Below are 13,769 nucleotides of genomic sequence, written 5' to 3' on the forward strand. Positions count from 1 at the left end.
GAACCCATCCTTGCAACCGAACACCGAAGGCATTGCGATGAGCGAGATGAGCTACGACCAACGACCGTTCGGGAACGCCGAATTCGCCGAGAACCCCGAGAACCGCTGCCCGGTCGTCCTGCTGCTCGACAACTCGGCCTCGATGAGGGGCCGGCCCATGAACGAGCTGAATACGGGCCTGCAGGTCTTCCGGGACGAGCTCTTCGCCGACACGTTGGCGGCCAAGCGCGTGGACGTGGCCGTGGTGACCTTCGGGCCGGTCAAGGTCGAGATCGATTTCGTCGGGGCCCAGCACTTCCACGCCCCGACGCTCTCGACCGCCGCCGATACCCCCATGGGCGCGGCCGTCGAGCAGGCGTTGTCGCTGCTGCGCGCCCGCAAGGACGCCTACAAGAGCAACGGCATCGGCTATTATCGCCCCTGGGTGTTCCTGATCACCGATGGCGGCCCCACGGACTCGATCTCGCGCGCGGCCCAGCTCGTCCGCGAGGGCGAGGAGGCCAAGGCGTTCATGTTCTTCGCGGTCGGTGTTGAAGGCGCCAACTTCGACACCCTGCGCCAACTCAGCGTGCGCGAGCCGCTCAAGCTCGACGGGCTGCGCTTCCGCGACCTATTCAAGTGGCTGTCCGCGTCGCTCTCGACCGTCTCGAAGTCGCGCATCGACGAGGCGCCCGCGCTCGCCAACCCGACGGGCCCGAGCGGCTGGGCGGTGGCCGGATGAGCTCTCGCCGGCCGGAATGGAGTTGGGTCGGGGCCCGCGCCACCGGGACCTCGCACGCTCGGGAGGAGAAGGAGTGCGACGACGCCGGCGCCTGCCGGGAGGTCTGGACGCCCTCCGGGCCGGCGCTCGTGGCCGTGGCGTCGGACGGGGCCGGCAGCGCGCCCCTGTCCCGCTTCGGGTCCGCTATCGTGGCTCGCTCGTTCTGCAGGTCCGCGTCGGCGTACCTGCGCGCCGGCTCCCGGGTCGACGACATCGACGAGGCCGTCGCACGCGACTGGCTCGACGAGATGAGGGACCGCATCGCCCGCCGGGCCCAGCTGGGGGGCCAGCCTGCACGCGCCTTTGCCTCGACGATGGTCGGCGTCGTCGTCGGGCTGGAAGCCGCCGTGGTCGTCCATGTCGGCGACGGCGCCTGCGCCCTACGGCTCGCCGGCGAGACGGTCTGGCGGGTGCCGAGCTGGCCGGCGCAGGGGGAGTACGCCGCCACCACCTACTTCGTCACCGATGACCCCGAGCCGCGTCTCTCGGTTGTGCCCGTGCGGGGATGCGTGGAGGAGGTGGCGGTGTTCACGGATGGCATGGAGCGCCTGGCCCTCGACTTCGCGGCCGGCGCGGCCTTCGACCGCTTCTTCGAGAGCGTCTTCCCGGCCCTGCGCCGGGAGCCTCCGGGACGCCGGCGCCGCCTTTCGCGCGACCTGCACGACTTCCTCGACAGCGCGCCGGTCACGGACAGGACGGACGACGACAAGACCCTGCTGATGGCGCGCCGCGTTCCCGTCCCGGAGCGCGGCATTTTCAATCCCGTGACGGCATGAGCGCGACCCAGTACCGAACGACGGCCGGCGCGACAGTGAGGCTCGGCGCACGCCTCGGCGAGGGCGGCGAGGGCGTCGTCCACGTCGTCGATGGCTCGGGAGACCTCGCGGCCAAGATCTACCTGCCGGGGCTGGCCGCCGAGCGGGAGGGCAAGGTGCTCGCGATGGCCGGGGCCCGCCTGCACGCGAACAAGTTCGTCGCCTACCCGGTCGACGCGCTGTTCGACCTCCGCTCCGGCGCGTTCGCCGGCTTCACCATGAGGAAGGCGGCAAACCGGCGACCGGTCCACGAGCTGTATTCGCCAAGCAGCCGGAAGACGGCCTTCCCGTCCGCGACCTACCCGCTCCTCGTGCGCGCCATGTCGAACGTGGCCCGTGCCATGGCGAGCGTGCACGCCTCTGGGTGCGTGATCGGCGACGTCAACCACTCCGGGGTGATGGTCGCCCCGGACGCGACCGTCACGCTGATCGACAGCGATTCCTTCCAGTACGTCGTCGGCGGCAGGAACTTCCCTTGCAAGGTCGGCACGCCCGACTTCACGCCGCCCGAGCTCCAGAGCAAGCCCTTCGCCGGCGTGGTGCGCACCCCCAACCACGACGCCTTCGGCTTGGCGACACTGGTCTTCATGACCCTGTTCATGGGCCGCTTCCCGTTCGTCGGACGCTTCAAGGGCGCCGGCGAGATGCCGCCCATCGACCGCTTGATCGCAGAGTTTCGGTTCGCCTACTCGAACCGCAGCGCGACGACCCTTATGGAGCCGCCGCCGAACATGCCGACTTTGGCGGACCTTCCGTTGCCGCTTGCCGACGCGTTCGAGCGTGCTTTCGGGCCACTCGGTGCGAATTCCGGCAGGCCCGGCGCCCCCGAATGGGTCGGCCTTCTCGAACGGGCGGAAGCTGACCTTGTCCGATGCAACCGGAAGGACAACCACCATCACTTCCGGCAGGCACCGAATTGTCCGTGGTGCCGGATGGAGCAGGTCTTCCCCGGTTTCGTCGCCTTCGTACCGACTTCACCGGTTTTCCAGGGTGGCGCGGCGGTCGACCTCGCGCAACTCATCGCGTCTGTCCGTGGTGTGCCTGACCCAGGGCCGGCACCGGACCTTGCCGCGCTGATGCCTGCATCGCCTGCCCCGAAGCCGAGCACGGCGGTCAAGGAAGCTCGCAGCGCCCGGACCGGACGCAGGGGCGCGGCATTGGTACTGGGCCCGGTGGGGCTGGTCCTGATGGGGTTAGGGGGTGGAGGAGTCGCGCTAGGCTTGATCGCCATGGTGGCCGCGCTCATCACCTTCTTCGCCACGCCTGAAGTCATCGAGGCCGCCGGTAGACAAGCGCGCGCAGCGAAGACGGAATGGGAAACGGCAAGGAAGACCTTCGAGCAAGCTGCGGGGAACGCGACGTTCCTGAAGACGAGGCAGGATGCCGAGACGCTCATCCAGCAGATGCAGAACCTTCCTGCCGAAGAGGCGCGGCGGCTGGCGGCTCTTGAGGCCGGTCGACGGGAAGCGCAGATGCGCAGGCACCTGGAGCGCTTCAAGGTCGCCCAGGCCAAGGTCTCCGGGATCGGAGGGGCCCGGAAGCTGACGCTGCGCTCGTACGGCATCGAGACGGCAGCCGACATCGAGTACAACCGGATCACGGCCATCAAAAACTTCGGTCCATCCACTGCGAGCAGCCTGGTCAAGTGGAGGCGAGCCGCCGAGGCGAAGTTCAATTTCGACCCGCACCAGGGCGTCGACCCGCAAGACGTCGCGTCGGTCAAGGCGGACATAGCGAAGGCACGGTCCGATGTCATCGGCAGGCTGAGCCACACGGTCGGAACGCTGCAGAGGTTGTCGGCTGAGGCGAAGGCATTCCGAACAAACCTCGACCCCCGGTACGCCGTTGCGTGGTCGGCCTATCGACAAGCGGAGATCGACCTCAAGGCGCTCGACCTTGACTGAAACCTGTTTCTCGGCGGGCAGCCATCGGCCGCGTGCGGATGGTAGGGCAACGGCGCGAACATCGGCACCGTTGTCTACGGTGCCGGGAAGACGGTGGCCACGTTCACGACGACGAACGGGCAGCCCTACCTCGTCAACGCCGGCGACGTACTCACGCTGACGGTCCCTGCCACGCAGGACGCCGCCCTGGCGGACCTCGTCGACTACGTCGCCGTGCAGTGACGGCCGCCCCCGGAAACCGCCCATGAAATCGACCCATGGGCGGTTTGATCTTTCGTTACAGTCTCATGATGCGGCGTTATCCGGCGAGGAGGTAACGGGGCGCCAAGACAGGCATACGAACGCCATCCTTCAACGGGGCTGTATTCGAGGGCGTACGAACGGTACGGGCAAAAGCGGCTGTCCACAGGGGGCCAGGGTCTCGGTAACCACGACCCAACGTGGGCTCTGGACAGGGGACTCGGGATCCCGATCTCCTTGACGTACGCCCTGCCCGAGGAGACCGCCCTGATGCCAACCGCCCGCGACGTCGCCGAGACCTTCGACAGCACCATGACGTTCGGCGCCCTGGCGCTGGGGTCGATCCTCATCGAGCAGCGGGCGATCCAGTCCGCCGCCTACCGCGAGGCCGCCAGCATCCGGCAGGCTACGGCCCGCATGGCCTACCGCCGTGTCCTGGCCGAGCACGCCGTCGCCGAAGCCGAGCGCCGCGCCCTCGCGGAGGACGACCGGCGCCGGGTCGCCATCCAGCTGCGGGCGCTCGCCGCTAAGCGCGCACGGGGCTGAGACGGGCGCACGGCGTGCCATCGTGTGCGCACCGCGTGTCACGATGTGCGCACGCAGCAAGAAGCAAGGCCTACGAGCAAGCCGAACGCACTTTTTTCGAGATTTCTTCGGGCATGAAAAAGCCCGCCCCGGGCGACCAGGGCGGGCTTCGTCTTGTCGGCGATGGCGCGATCAGGCGGCGCGCGACGGCTCGGCGATCAGGTCGTCGAGGACGGCCATGATATACTTGTGCATCGCGTCGTCTCCCCGCAGCGCCTCCTGCGCCTCAGCGGCCGCTGCGGCGGTTCGGGCCGCCTCGATGGCGCGGAACTCCGCCGGTGTCGGGGGCCGCGGCAGGGAGGGCAGCAGCCGCTCGCCGAGGAGATGCCGGCCGACGGCGGCGTTGTCGTGCCGCGACAAGGCGACCTGCTGATCGACGGAGAGGCCGTCGAGATAGGCCGTTGCCGCCTCGTCCAGGACCGCCTCGTACTCCTCGCCCATGAGATGAGCCAGCGCCGCGCGGCCCCAGGCCTCCTCCGCGGACAGCGGCGCCGGCGCCGGGGCGGGCTCGGCGGCCTCCGCCTCGAACGCCGCCTCGGCCTCGCCGATAGGATCGGCCGGCGTCAAGGCCGAGCGGACGGTGCGCCAGACGAGGCGGCCGGCCTCGATGACGGGTACGAGCGTCACGCGCCCGGCGGCGGCGAGCGCCCTGGCGACGATGGCGGCGAGAGCCTTGAGCATGTGAAATCCCCTCCGTGGATTGACGCTCTCATCGTGCCGCGGGTCGATGCATACGACACGCGCCATCCTCGGTACGTCACGCCACGCCGAGGCTGACGGCCTCCTCGTACGTCACGGCGCGGAGCCAGACGCATCGGGCGGTCGCCCGCACGCAGGCGGCCACGTACTCCTCCCCGGCCCAGTCGTAGACCGTGTCCGCCTCGTAGCCGTGGCCGAGGGCGGCCGAGAACCGGAAGGGGCGCTCGCCCAGCCCTACGCGGGAGCAGCGCCGTCGCCATGCGCGCCGGGCCGTGCCCGCGGGATCGATTCGGTCCTCAGCCGCCGTGACGCTGATCTCCTCGACCGTGCCGTCCGCCCTGGCGACGTAGGCCCGCTGGGGCGCCTGGGACCGCGCCCCTGCGACCGCGACGACCGCCCCGGGGGCGAGCTCGTAGCGGACCCGGTCTTCGCCGGCGGCCTTCCCCACAGGACAAAAGCGCGCACCCAGCGCGAGGCAATCCTTGGCCAGGACGGCCTCGCAGGCCTGCTCCCAGGCGGGGAGAGCAAGGACTGCGGCCTCTTTCTTTGAAGGATCGCGCTTTCCGTCCTTCGATCGCCAGCAAGCATTCATCGCGTAATCCTTCAATTATGCAAGCATCTGACCCGGGAACGATTTGCACACAAAGCGGAATCGTGGGTGCAGATCGTTCCTGATGCCGAATTGGCCTTGACGGCGCAAATTGAAGCGCGCACGCTTTACAGCGTCAATAGCCAACGGAGGCGCCGGTGACGGCCGAGGACGTGAGAGCGCTGCTGCGGCAGCGCGTGGAGACTGCGGGGAGCGCGAACGCGTGGGCGCGCCTCAACGGCGTTAGCCACGCTTACGTGCTGGACACGATGGCGAGGCGCCGGGCGCCGGGTCCGGCGATCCTCCACGCCCTGGGGCTGGAGAAGGACGACGCCTCCTACCGCGTGAAGGAAAGCGCCTGCGGGAGGCCGGCGTGAGCAAGGGCAAGCCCGGCGACTCGCCCCTCTCGGTCTACCAGGTGCCCGATCCCGTCGTCGCGGCCCGGCTCGCCCAGAGCCATGGGATGGACGCCGCGGTCGGGAGGTATTTTTGGCTGTCCCGCGCGGCGGTCGAGAAGATCGTCCAGCACGGACGCGAGATGCTTCGCGGACAGACGGGCGAGACCAGCCCGGTGGCCCGCGCACACCGGAAGACGACGCGCGAGCAGGAGGACGCCGCCGTCGCCGCCGCCATCCGCCTCGGCTCCGTCCATCGGGCGTCCCGCGAGACCGGCTACCAGCACACGTTCCTGCTCACGCTCTTCCGGGAGCGAGGCCTCCCGATCCCCCGCCTAAGCCGCGAGGAGCGCGTCAAGGCCGTCCTGGCCGGGCAGGCGCGCGCCGCAGCCGCTTCCGAAACCCCCACCGAGAGGACTGCAGCATGATCGACATCGCTCAGAAGGCCGTAGCCGCCCTTGCGGGGGAAGTCGCCGCTTCCGGCGGGCGCCCGGCCATGCAGGTCGCCCGCGGCATGCTGGCCCGCCTCGACCGGGACGGCATCGCCGTCGTCGACGCCAGCCAGGCGCGCGCCGTGCAGGCCCTGATCGCGCTCGACGCCCTCCTCCACCTCCGGGGCGCCGCCGGCGACGAGGACCTCGTGCGGGAATGGGCGCAGCAACTCGGCATGGACGACCCGTCCACCCTGACGGCCGCGCTCGTCGCGGTCCGCGACGTCCTCGACGGGCCGCAGGCGCCGATCTTCGACGCGGCCGCGCTCCGGGACGCGTACCGGCACGGCTACGACCGCGGCCGCTACAGCGCCGGCGGCGACCTGGCCGCGTACGATCACGAGGGCGCCGAGTTCGGCTTCTGCATGGCCGCAGACCTGGCCCCGTATCTCGGCGAGACGGCGGCTTCCGAGGCCTACGACCGGCTCCACGCCGGCCAGAGCACGCCGGCGCCTGCCGCCGCGGCCTGACGGCTTCGTCGCGCGCCAAGCGGCAGTGGCGCCCCACCACCATCCCCCAGCAACCCCGGTTTCCCCAAGGAGCGCCACCGTGCGCCAGCACCCCCAGACAATCCCGGCTGTCACGATTGCCCTCGACCGGGACGCTGAACTGCATTCGGACAAGCCACCCGTTGAGCGCGCTGTCGAGGTCATCGAATGCCTCGCAGGACGCGGCTTCGAGATCGTTCCGAAGACGAAGCCCGTCGATTGCCCGGCAGCCTTCGACCAGGTTCGTCTCGCCCTCGCTGCATCCCACCATCGTGGGGTCAACGGCCTGCCCTACAACTTCGATACGGACGCCCGCGCCCTGATGGGCGATCTCGCTGTGGCCGGGATCGGCGTGTTCCCCATCGAGTTCTACGCGCCGCCCGGTCGCAAGGGCCGCGCCGAGGATCGGGTCGAGTTCGCCCGCCGCACCGGCAACTGGTCCGCCGTCTCGGACCGGGACTATATGGATTGGGTGCGGTCGCTCGTGCCGGCCGGCTTCGTCTTCCGGACCGTCGCGGAGCTGACGACCGAGAACGAGAAGGCCTTCCTTGCCGCCGTCGAGGCCCTCGACCGCGATAAGGGCGTTCCGACCGGCCGCGTGCTCGAAGTGGTCTACGCCAAGCCTGACGGCACCACCGAGACCATCCGGCATGCCGAGGTCGTGCGGACAGACGCGGTCTCCTACGACCCCCCGCCGGTTTTCGGCGAGACGGTCGCCAAGTCGACGGTGCTGCGCGCAACGGAGACCGTGGCGCTGCAGCCGGGCAACGTGTTCGAGATCCCGCCCGGCACGGAGATCCGGTCCGCCGACACCGCGGCGCCGGAGCCCGAGCGGGACGACTGGGGCCTGCGCTGCCAGGCCGCCAACGAACTCGCGGCTCGCCGCGGTTGCTGCGTCGACATCTCCCATCTCGACGACGCGCGCCATCCGCTGTCGGACGGGGACATCGGCGATCCGCAGTACGTCGTCGTGACGGAGCGGGCGACCGGGCGCCTCGTCGGCTTAGTGGAGGCCTGGCAGGATGAGGACGGCGATCCTCTCGTGCCGCGCACTTGGCTCGAAATCGTCCTGTCCGCCTGGGACGCAGCGCGCGATCCGCAGCGGGCCGCCTGAGCCCCGCTCCGTCGCGCGCCAGGCGGCAGTGGCGCACTCCCGATTCCTCCCCCTCCACCCCGGTTTCTCAGGAGCGCTGCGTGCGCCAGCAACACCACCAGGCCATTCCCGCCGTTATCGACGCCCTCGACCGCGACGAAATCCGCCTCAGGCAGGGCGGTAAGGTCGACCGTGCAATCGGCGTCATTGAAGCCCTTGGCGAGGCCGGCTTCGAGATCGTGCGGAAGCCGCAGCCCGCCCCGGCCGTCATCATGATGCAAGTCAGGCACGCGGACGGTAGCGTCAGCGGGCAGTTTTCCGTGCCCATGGAGACCGAGACGGAGAAGGCCGCCCGATGGGCCTCGGTGCTGATCGCGCAGGTCCTGGAGGACGGTACCGCCCGCCAGGCCGAGGCCGGCGTCGACGTGGCCGCGACGGAGGCCCTGCTGCGGCTCCGGCGCGGCCGCGACCGGGTGGCGTTCGAGGACGTCGACCGGAACCCGCCCTTGGGAGCATGCCATGCGTCCGACCTGTTCGCAGGCTGGGCCAAGTCGCTCGGCGATAAGGTCGAGTGGTGCGAGGCGCGGTTACTTCCAAGGCGGCTGGTGCTGACGGCCGTCCTCCATCGCGAGCCTAGCCAGGAGCAACGCGCGGACCTCGACTGGCGGCTGAAGTTCCTCGGGCAGATGGGTGGTGTCGTCGGCACCAGCGTCAATGCCAGCGTGAACCTCGGGACCGGGGCCGCGCAGGTGGAGGTCGAGGTTCGCTTCGCCCACTACATCACGACCGTCGGCTGCGAGTACACGCCGGGGGACCTGCCGGCGCGTCCCGCCAGGAAGGCCGCCTGATGCGCGCCGCTCTCGCCCTCATCGCAGGAGGCCCCGAGCGGGTCTCCATCAGCGCGGCCGCCATCGTCGCCATCGTCTTCGTCCTGGCCGGGCACGGCTAGGACCTCGCCGGCGTGGCATGCCAGCCTGTTCGCCTCCGGATTCGTCTTCGTCTGGGCCGTCCTCGCCATCGTAGGGAATGCCGCCGGCGTCGCCGACGGCGAGGCGAACGCCCCCGCGCCGAAGGAGGCCGATCATGGGTAGCCTTTGGGGCGACGACCACGATCCGGGCGAGGCCCCAGACGTCCGCACGCTCTACGCCGGGACCCAGGTCGCCCGTCACGCGCACACCTGCGACGGCTGCCCCATGAACCGGAGCATCCCGGCGGGTGCGCGCTACGGAAAGAGCGTGTGCCTCGTCGATGGCGAGGTCAACGTGCAGCGGATGTGCCTCGGCGGAACGTGCTGGGACGAGCACGAAGCCGAGGCATCCCGCCCTCCGGCGCCGACCTGGGGTCCCAACGAAATCCCCTTCTGATAATCCGTTACATAGTATTGATCGCGCGTTACACTCGATGAATGCGCGATTTCTACTGAAGAATGCTTGCACTGCGCCATGACCGATGGCATATTCCGGTCATGGGCAGGCAAAGCCTCCCATCACACCGACCGCAGGAGCATCCTCGATGAGCGACTACACCCAGATCAGCCCCGCAGCCGTCACCGCCGCCTTCGAGTGCGCCAAGGGAAGCTACCAGCGCGCCGTTCTCAACGGCTACGAGGCCTGGTCCGGCTCGACGCTGACCGGCCGCGCCGCCCGCTACGGCGGTAAGTACAGGACGAGCCGCGAGGAGCTCCTCGCTCGCCTCGAAGCCCATCCCGAGCTCGCCGTCGAGGAGCGCCACGCCCGCCGCCGGACCGTGGCCATCGTCACCCGCCAGGAGGCCGCGGCCGCCGGCGGCGCCTACGCCTTCATCGAGGCCGAGGCGGAGCGCCAGCGCATCGAGCAGGAGCGCGCCGATGACGAGGCCCAGCGGCTCGCCTTCCTCCAGCGTCTGGAGGATCACCGCCGCGACATGCTCGCCCTCGCCGAGATTTGACACCAACACCGCCGGGGCATCAGCCCCGGCCTCTCGCGGGTCGCCTCACGGGGGCGCCCCGCCAGGGGCCGGATTCCCACCCCTCGGGTCGGCAGAGCCGCCCGCCACCAGCAGGAGCATCCTATGTCCACGAAAGTCCACGTCCTGAAGCGGGCCCTGGCCCGCCGTGAGCGCGACGAGCTCTTCGCCGCCTTCTCCCTCTCCATCGCCGGCGAGAACGCCATCGCCTACCACGCCGAGGTCGTCGACCTAGACTGGAAGCCGATCCCCGGGGCCGGCCTGGACCTCGTCATCCGCGCCGCAACTTCCGACGGCGCCTACGACGCCTGGACGCGCCACGCCGAGGACGCCGACGCGGTCGGCACGCACCGCGTGAAGCTCACTTACATCCAGCCTGCCACGGACGAGAGCCCCGCCGTCGAGATGGAGTGCCTGCGGACAATCGACCTCGACATGATCGCGCTGCTGGACGAGCTCGGCGACTTGTACGACGAGGACCTCGCCCTCGGCCTCGCAATCCCGAACGCGTTCTGAGGAGCCCCGCCATGATCGTCCGCGAGATCCCCGCCCGCTACCGCACCCCGGTCGTCGAGGCCGTCCAGCACGCCCTGCGCGACGCCGTCACCGTCGAGGACGCCCGTGCCCGCGTCGCGCAGTTCGACCTGTCCACGGGCAAGAAGCGCCCGGCGTGGTACCGCGAGGAGCGCCCCGACGACTCCCACGGCGCGACGCTCGTCTCCGGCGCCGTCCTGGCCTGGGGCCGATTCGCGAGCTTCGAACCCTGGGAGCTTTTCCTGTGGCTCGACGCCGACCGGGGAACCGTTGTCTGGAGGGAGCAGCTATGACGCCGCGCGATCTTGTGGCCCTCGCGGGCCGGGCACTGACGGGGACGGACGACTGGGCCAAGGCGCTGGCCCGCGAGCTCGGGCGCCACCACCCCGACGGTCCCCGGGAGACCATCGACCCCAGGTCGGTGTCCCGGTGGCGCACGGGCGCGATGGAGGTTCTGCCTTGGGCCATGGCAGCATTGCCCACGATCCTCCGCGACCACGCGACCGAGCTTGATGACGAGGCGGACCGCCTCCGAGCGCGGGCCGGCCGTCTCCTCGATGCCGCTGCCGAGATCGAGGCCGAGCTCCCGGAGCCGCCCGGGCCGCGCCGATAGCCAGATAGCCGAAGGGCCCCCGGGATTGTCTGTTGGTTCGGTTGTAAGGTGATCCTGTTACGCCTCGGCGGGATGCCCGGTCCGGATGGCCATCCGGACCGGGCGCGGATCGGCGAGCGTCCCGGGATGGGGCTCGCGCCCGTCGTCATCTGGCTCGCCGGTTCGCGTTCCTCGCCACGCTTGATGAGTTGCCAGGGCCTCTCCTCGACGCCCGCAGACAATCCCAAGCGGCTTCAGGATAGACCCGGATGACCCAACCCGCCACTGCACCCACCCGCTTCCTCGGCGCCGACGTCGGCAAAGCCGAGATCGTCGTCCATGACACGCGCGGCAACGCCCGCCACACCATCCCCAACAAACCCAAGGATCTCGCCGCCTTCGCCGCCAAGGCCGACCTCGACGCCACCTGCCTCGTCGTCTGCGAGGCCACCGGCGGCTACGAGGATGCCCTCCTGGCCGCCCTCCTGGCCGCCGAGTGCCCCGCCCACCGCGCCGACGCCCGCAAGGTCAAGGCGTTCATCCGCTCCTACGGCACCCTGGCCAAGACCGACGCCCTCGACGCCAAGGCCCTGGCGGCCTACGGCCAGGAGCGCCACGCTTCCCTGGCGCGCTGGCAAGCCCCTGATCCGGCACGGGAAAAGCTCCAGACCCTGGTGCTCACCCGCGCCGACTTCGTGGCCACACGCACCGCCTACCGCAATCGTCTGGCCGCCCCGGGATCCACCCTCGTCCACGCCCAACTGGAAACCCTCATCACCGCCCTCTCCGAGCAGATCGAGGCTCTCGACGAGGCGATGGCCAAGACGCTGAGCGAGGCCGCCGCGCTCAAGAGGGCCCAAAAGGCGCTGACCTCGATCAAGGGCATCGGCGACACCACCGCCATCATCCTGCTCGCCCTGCTGCCCGAACTCGGACGCCTCGACCGGCGCCAGATCACCTCGCTGGCAGGCCTCGCTCCGCATCCCAACCAGAGCGGCACCACCGAGCGCTACCGCCGCACCAAGGGCGGACGGCCCGAGGTCAAACAGGCCCTCTTCCTCCCGGCCCAGACCGCCGCCCGCTTCAATCCCGTCCTCAAGGAGGCCTACCAGCGCCTCCTCAAGGCCGGGAAAAAGCCCATCGTGGCCATCGTCGCCATCATGCGACGCCTCCTCGTTATCGCCAACGCTCGCCTGCGCGACGCCTACGCCGAAGAGGCAAAAATGGCTCTCGCCGCTGTCGCGAACTGAGTTGACCGGGGGCCCTTCTCGTTTCAGGCTTCGTCAGCCTCGCGGGCGTTGGCCCGCCAGCGCTCCTCGGGCTGATCGGGCGTCGCCTCCATGCGGGCGATGACGTCCTCGATCCTGGCCGGGGCGTAGCCCCAGACGTCGACGCCGACGTCGCACGACTGCGACGTCCCGGGGAGCGTCCCGTGCGTGTGGCCGTGGACGTGCAGGACGCCCCGGAAAGCGCCCGGCCAGGCGCGTAGCGGATAGTGGTCGCAGACGAGTCGGCGGCCCGCGGCGTGAACCGTCAACCGCTCCTGCACGGTCAGCCAGGGGAGCGACGTCACCCTGGGACGGTCGTGATTTCCGACTACGAGATGCTTTTGGCCAGGGAGCGCCGCGAAGATCTCGGCGACCCGTTCGGCGCCGTGCCCCCACTCGAAGTCGCCGAGATGGACGACGGTGTCGGTGGGGCGGACGCGCGAGACCCAGGCCTCGATGAGCAAGTTGTCCATCTCGGCGACGTCGCGGAACGGGCGCGCCGACTGGGCAATGCTCCCGGCGTGGCCGAAATGGGTGTCACCCACTAGCCAGACCAGCCCCTTCGAGGGCGTGAGGTTGCGGTGGTGCGTGAGGGGTTGGGACTTCATGAAGGGTGCCTCCTGTCAAAGGGGCTGCGCGCGCGGCGTCACGCCCCCGGGGGATGGGTCTCGGTCGGTGCGGGGCGGCGTATGCGTTTCACGGGGGACCTCGGCGGTTCGTGGGACCAGGGATCGCAGCTCACGATTCCATCGGTGAAGCGGCGTCGCGCGACATGGTTAACGGAAAGCCTGGGCGCGGGCGGCGCGTAAAGTTGCCATCCGCTGCCCGGCGGTGGATGACAACTTTACGCCCCGGGGCACGTCGCGGTCCGGAGAACGCCGGGACCCCAGGTCGGCGAACCGCGCCCGGCATCAGGGCGTGTACTGGTTCGGTCCCCGGCGGCCCCATGCCTTCGGCCACCGGCACGACACCAGCGCCAGCAGGACCTCCTCAAGCGTCGCCCGAGGACCGAGCCGCGTGATCAGGCGCTCGGTGTCGTAGGAGCCATGGCGCCGGGGGCACCAGGGGCACGTCAGGACGACCTTGCGGTAGGGGAACTCGCCCAGCGTCCGCGCCACCTGCATCCCGTCCCCCGCCGTTGACCCGATCCGCATGTTCTCTATCTGTTCTCAGGACGGAGAGGGTCAATGCCAAGCTGGGACGACATCGCGGCCGCGGCCGCCGGAGACGAGCGCGACGCCCTGCGGAGGGCGATGGCCGACGACCTGGAGGCCCTCCGATCCGGCAGAGGAGGGCCTGGATTCGTGCGGGCCGAGCGCCCGGCCGATCTGGCGAGGGCCCTCGGCCGGGACCGGCGCGAACGCCGGGCGC

The 13,769-nt window shown here is 70.1% G+C and carries 20 protein-coding genes; 16 read left to right on the forward strand and 4 right to left on the reverse strand.

The annotated features are described in order from the left end of the window. The first annotated feature begins 10 nt into the window (after positions 1 to 10). The 5 genes from A5481_RS19270 to A5481_RS19285 all read left to right on the forward strand — a co-directional run bounded on the left by A5481_RS19270 (position 11) and on the right by A5481_RS19285 (position 4,265). On the forward strand, positions 11 to 721 hold the full coding sequence (locus A5481_RS19270; RefSeq protein WP_245298648.1) for a vWA domain-containing protein: 711 nt from the start codon (positions 11 to 13) through the stop codon (positions 719 to 721). After that, complete coding sequence (locus A5481_RS19275; protein WP_048431812.1) at positions 718 to 1,536, forward strand: PP2C family serine/threonine-protein phosphatase; 819 nt, start codon at positions 718 to 720, stop codon at positions 1,534 to 1,536. The genes A5481_RS19270 and A5481_RS19275 overlap by 4 nt, the downstream gene beginning before the upstream one ends. Continuing rightward, on the forward strand, positions 1,533 to 3,479 hold the full coding sequence (locus tag A5481_RS19280; protein WP_053082207.1) for a helix-hairpin-helix domain-containing protein: 1,947 nt from the start codon (positions 1,533 to 1,535) through the stop codon (positions 3,477 to 3,479). Before A5481_RS19275 ends, A5481_RS19280 begins: the two co-directional genes overlap by 4 nt. Positions 3,480 to 3,572: 93 nt before the next feature. Continuing rightward, a complete protein-coding gene (locus tag A5481_RS35740) occupies positions 3,573 to 3,701 on the forward strand; it encodes a hypothetical protein (RefSeq protein WP_280818760.1) in 129 nt (42 codons plus the stop codon). Between the two features lie 255 nt (positions 3,702 to 3,956). Continuing rightward, on the forward strand, positions 3,957 to 4,265 hold the full coding sequence (locus tag A5481_RS19285) for a hypothetical protein (RefSeq protein WP_048431811.1): 309 nt from the start codon (positions 3,957 to 3,959) through the stop codon (positions 4,263 to 4,265). 171 nt (positions 4,266 to 4,436) lie between these two features. On the opposite strand, the gene A5481_RS19290 is transcribed toward A5481_RS19285, so the two are convergent. Beyond that, positions 4,437 to 4,985 (reverse strand): hypothetical protein, encoded by a 549-nt coding sequence (locus tag A5481_RS19290; protein WP_048431810.1) that lies wholly within the window; start codon positions 4,983 to 4,985, stop codon positions 4,437 to 4,439. 76 nt (positions 4,986 to 5,061) lie between these two features. Further along, positions 5,062 to 5,610, reverse strand: a complete 549-nt coding sequence (locus tag A5481_RS19295; RefSeq protein ID WP_156655637.1) for a hypothetical protein — start codon at positions 5,608 to 5,610, stop codon at positions 5,062 to 5,064. 140 nt (positions 5,611 to 5,750) lie between these two features. Here A5481_RS19295 and A5481_RS19300 point away from each other — a divergent pair, with 140 nt between their 5' ends. From A5481_RS19300 to A5481_RS19350, 11 genes are all read left to right on the forward strand, one after another. After that, entirely contained in the window at positions 5,751 to 5,969 is a 219-nt protein-coding gene (locus A5481_RS19300) for a hypothetical protein (protein WP_048431808.1), read from the forward strand. Further along, entirely contained in the window at positions 5,966 to 6,415 is a 450-nt protein-coding gene (locus tag A5481_RS19305; protein ID WP_048431807.1) for a hypothetical protein, read from the forward strand. Before A5481_RS19300 ends, A5481_RS19305 begins: the two co-directional genes overlap by 4 nt. After that, positions 6,412 to 6,948, forward strand: a complete 537-nt coding sequence (locus A5481_RS19310) for a hypothetical protein (protein WP_048431806.1) — start codon at positions 6,412 to 6,414, stop codon at positions 6,946 to 6,948. The genes A5481_RS19305 and A5481_RS19310 overlap by 4 nt, the downstream gene beginning before the upstream one ends. Positions 6,949 to 7,027: 79 nt before the next feature. Then, complete coding sequence (locus A5481_RS19315) at positions 7,028 to 8,080, forward strand: hypothetical protein (RefSeq protein ID WP_048431805.1); 1,053 nt, start codon at positions 7,028 to 7,030, stop codon at positions 8,078 to 8,080. Between the two features lie 80 nt (positions 8,081 to 8,160). Next, positions 8,161 to 8,907 (forward strand): hypothetical protein, encoded by a 747-nt coding sequence (locus A5481_RS19320; RefSeq protein ID WP_048431804.1) that lies wholly within the window; start codon positions 8,161 to 8,163, stop codon positions 8,905 to 8,907. 235 nt (positions 8,908 to 9,142) lie between these two features. After that, positions 9,143 to 9,424: a hypothetical protein gene (locus A5481_RS19325; protein WP_048431803.1), complete on the forward strand. Its 282-nt coding sequence runs from the start codon at positions 9,143 to 9,145 to the stop codon at positions 9,422 to 9,424. Between the two features lie 148 nt (positions 9,425 to 9,572). Continuing rightward, the gene (locus A5481_RS19330; RefSeq protein ID WP_053082206.1) at positions 9,573 to 9,986 is read left to right on the forward strand and encodes a hypothetical protein; all 414 of its coding nucleotides are present in this window, start codon (positions 9,573 to 9,575) and stop codon (positions 9,984 to 9,986) included. A 123-nt stretch (positions 9,987 to 10,109) separates the two neighbouring features. After that, the gene (locus A5481_RS19335; RefSeq protein ID WP_048431802.1) at positions 10,110 to 10,520 is read left to right on the forward strand and encodes a hypothetical protein; all 411 of its coding nucleotides are present in this window, start codon (positions 10,110 to 10,112) and stop codon (positions 10,518 to 10,520) included. An 11-nt stretch (positions 10,521 to 10,531) separates the two neighbouring features. Continuing rightward, on the forward strand, positions 10,532 to 10,831 hold the full coding sequence (locus A5481_RS19340) for a hypothetical protein (RefSeq protein ID WP_048431801.1): 300 nt from the start codon (positions 10,532 to 10,534) through the stop codon (positions 10,829 to 10,831). After that, complete coding sequence (locus tag A5481_RS19345; protein WP_048431800.1) at positions 10,828 to 11,151, forward strand: hypothetical protein; 324 nt, start codon at positions 10,828 to 10,830, stop codon at positions 11,149 to 11,151. Before A5481_RS19340 ends, A5481_RS19345 begins: the two co-directional genes overlap by 4 nt. Positions 11,152 to 11,399: 248 nt before the next feature. Continuing rightward, positions 11,400 to 12,380 carry an IS110 family RNA-guided transposase gene (locus tag A5481_RS19350; RefSeq protein ID WP_048431799.1) on the forward strand — a complete coding sequence of 327 codons (981 nt, stop codon included), beginning with the start codon at positions 11,400 to 11,402 and terminating at the stop codon, positions 12,378 to 12,380. Positions 12,381 to 12,403: 23 nt separating this feature from the next. Here the strand turns inward: A5481_RS19350 and A5481_RS19355 are convergent, their stop codons facing one another. Beyond that, positions 12,404 to 13,006 (reverse strand): metallophosphoesterase, encoded by a 603-nt coding sequence (locus A5481_RS19355; RefSeq protein ID WP_082172907.1) that lies wholly within the window; start codon positions 13,004 to 13,006, stop codon positions 12,404 to 12,406. A 303-nt stretch (positions 13,007 to 13,309) separates the two neighbouring features. Beyond that, positions 13,310 to 13,552: a hypothetical protein gene (locus tag A5481_RS19360; RefSeq protein ID WP_053082205.1), complete on the reverse strand. Its 243-nt coding sequence runs from the start codon at positions 13,550 to 13,552 to the stop codon at positions 13,310 to 13,312. Between the last annotated feature and the right edge of the window lie 217 nt (positions 13,553 to 13,769).

The sequence above is a fragment of the Methylobacterium platani genome (assembly GCF_001653715.1).
GTDB classification, from domain to species: domain Bacteria; phylum Pseudomonadota; class Alphaproteobacteria; order Rhizobiales; family Beijerinckiaceae; genus Methylobacterium; species Methylobacterium platani.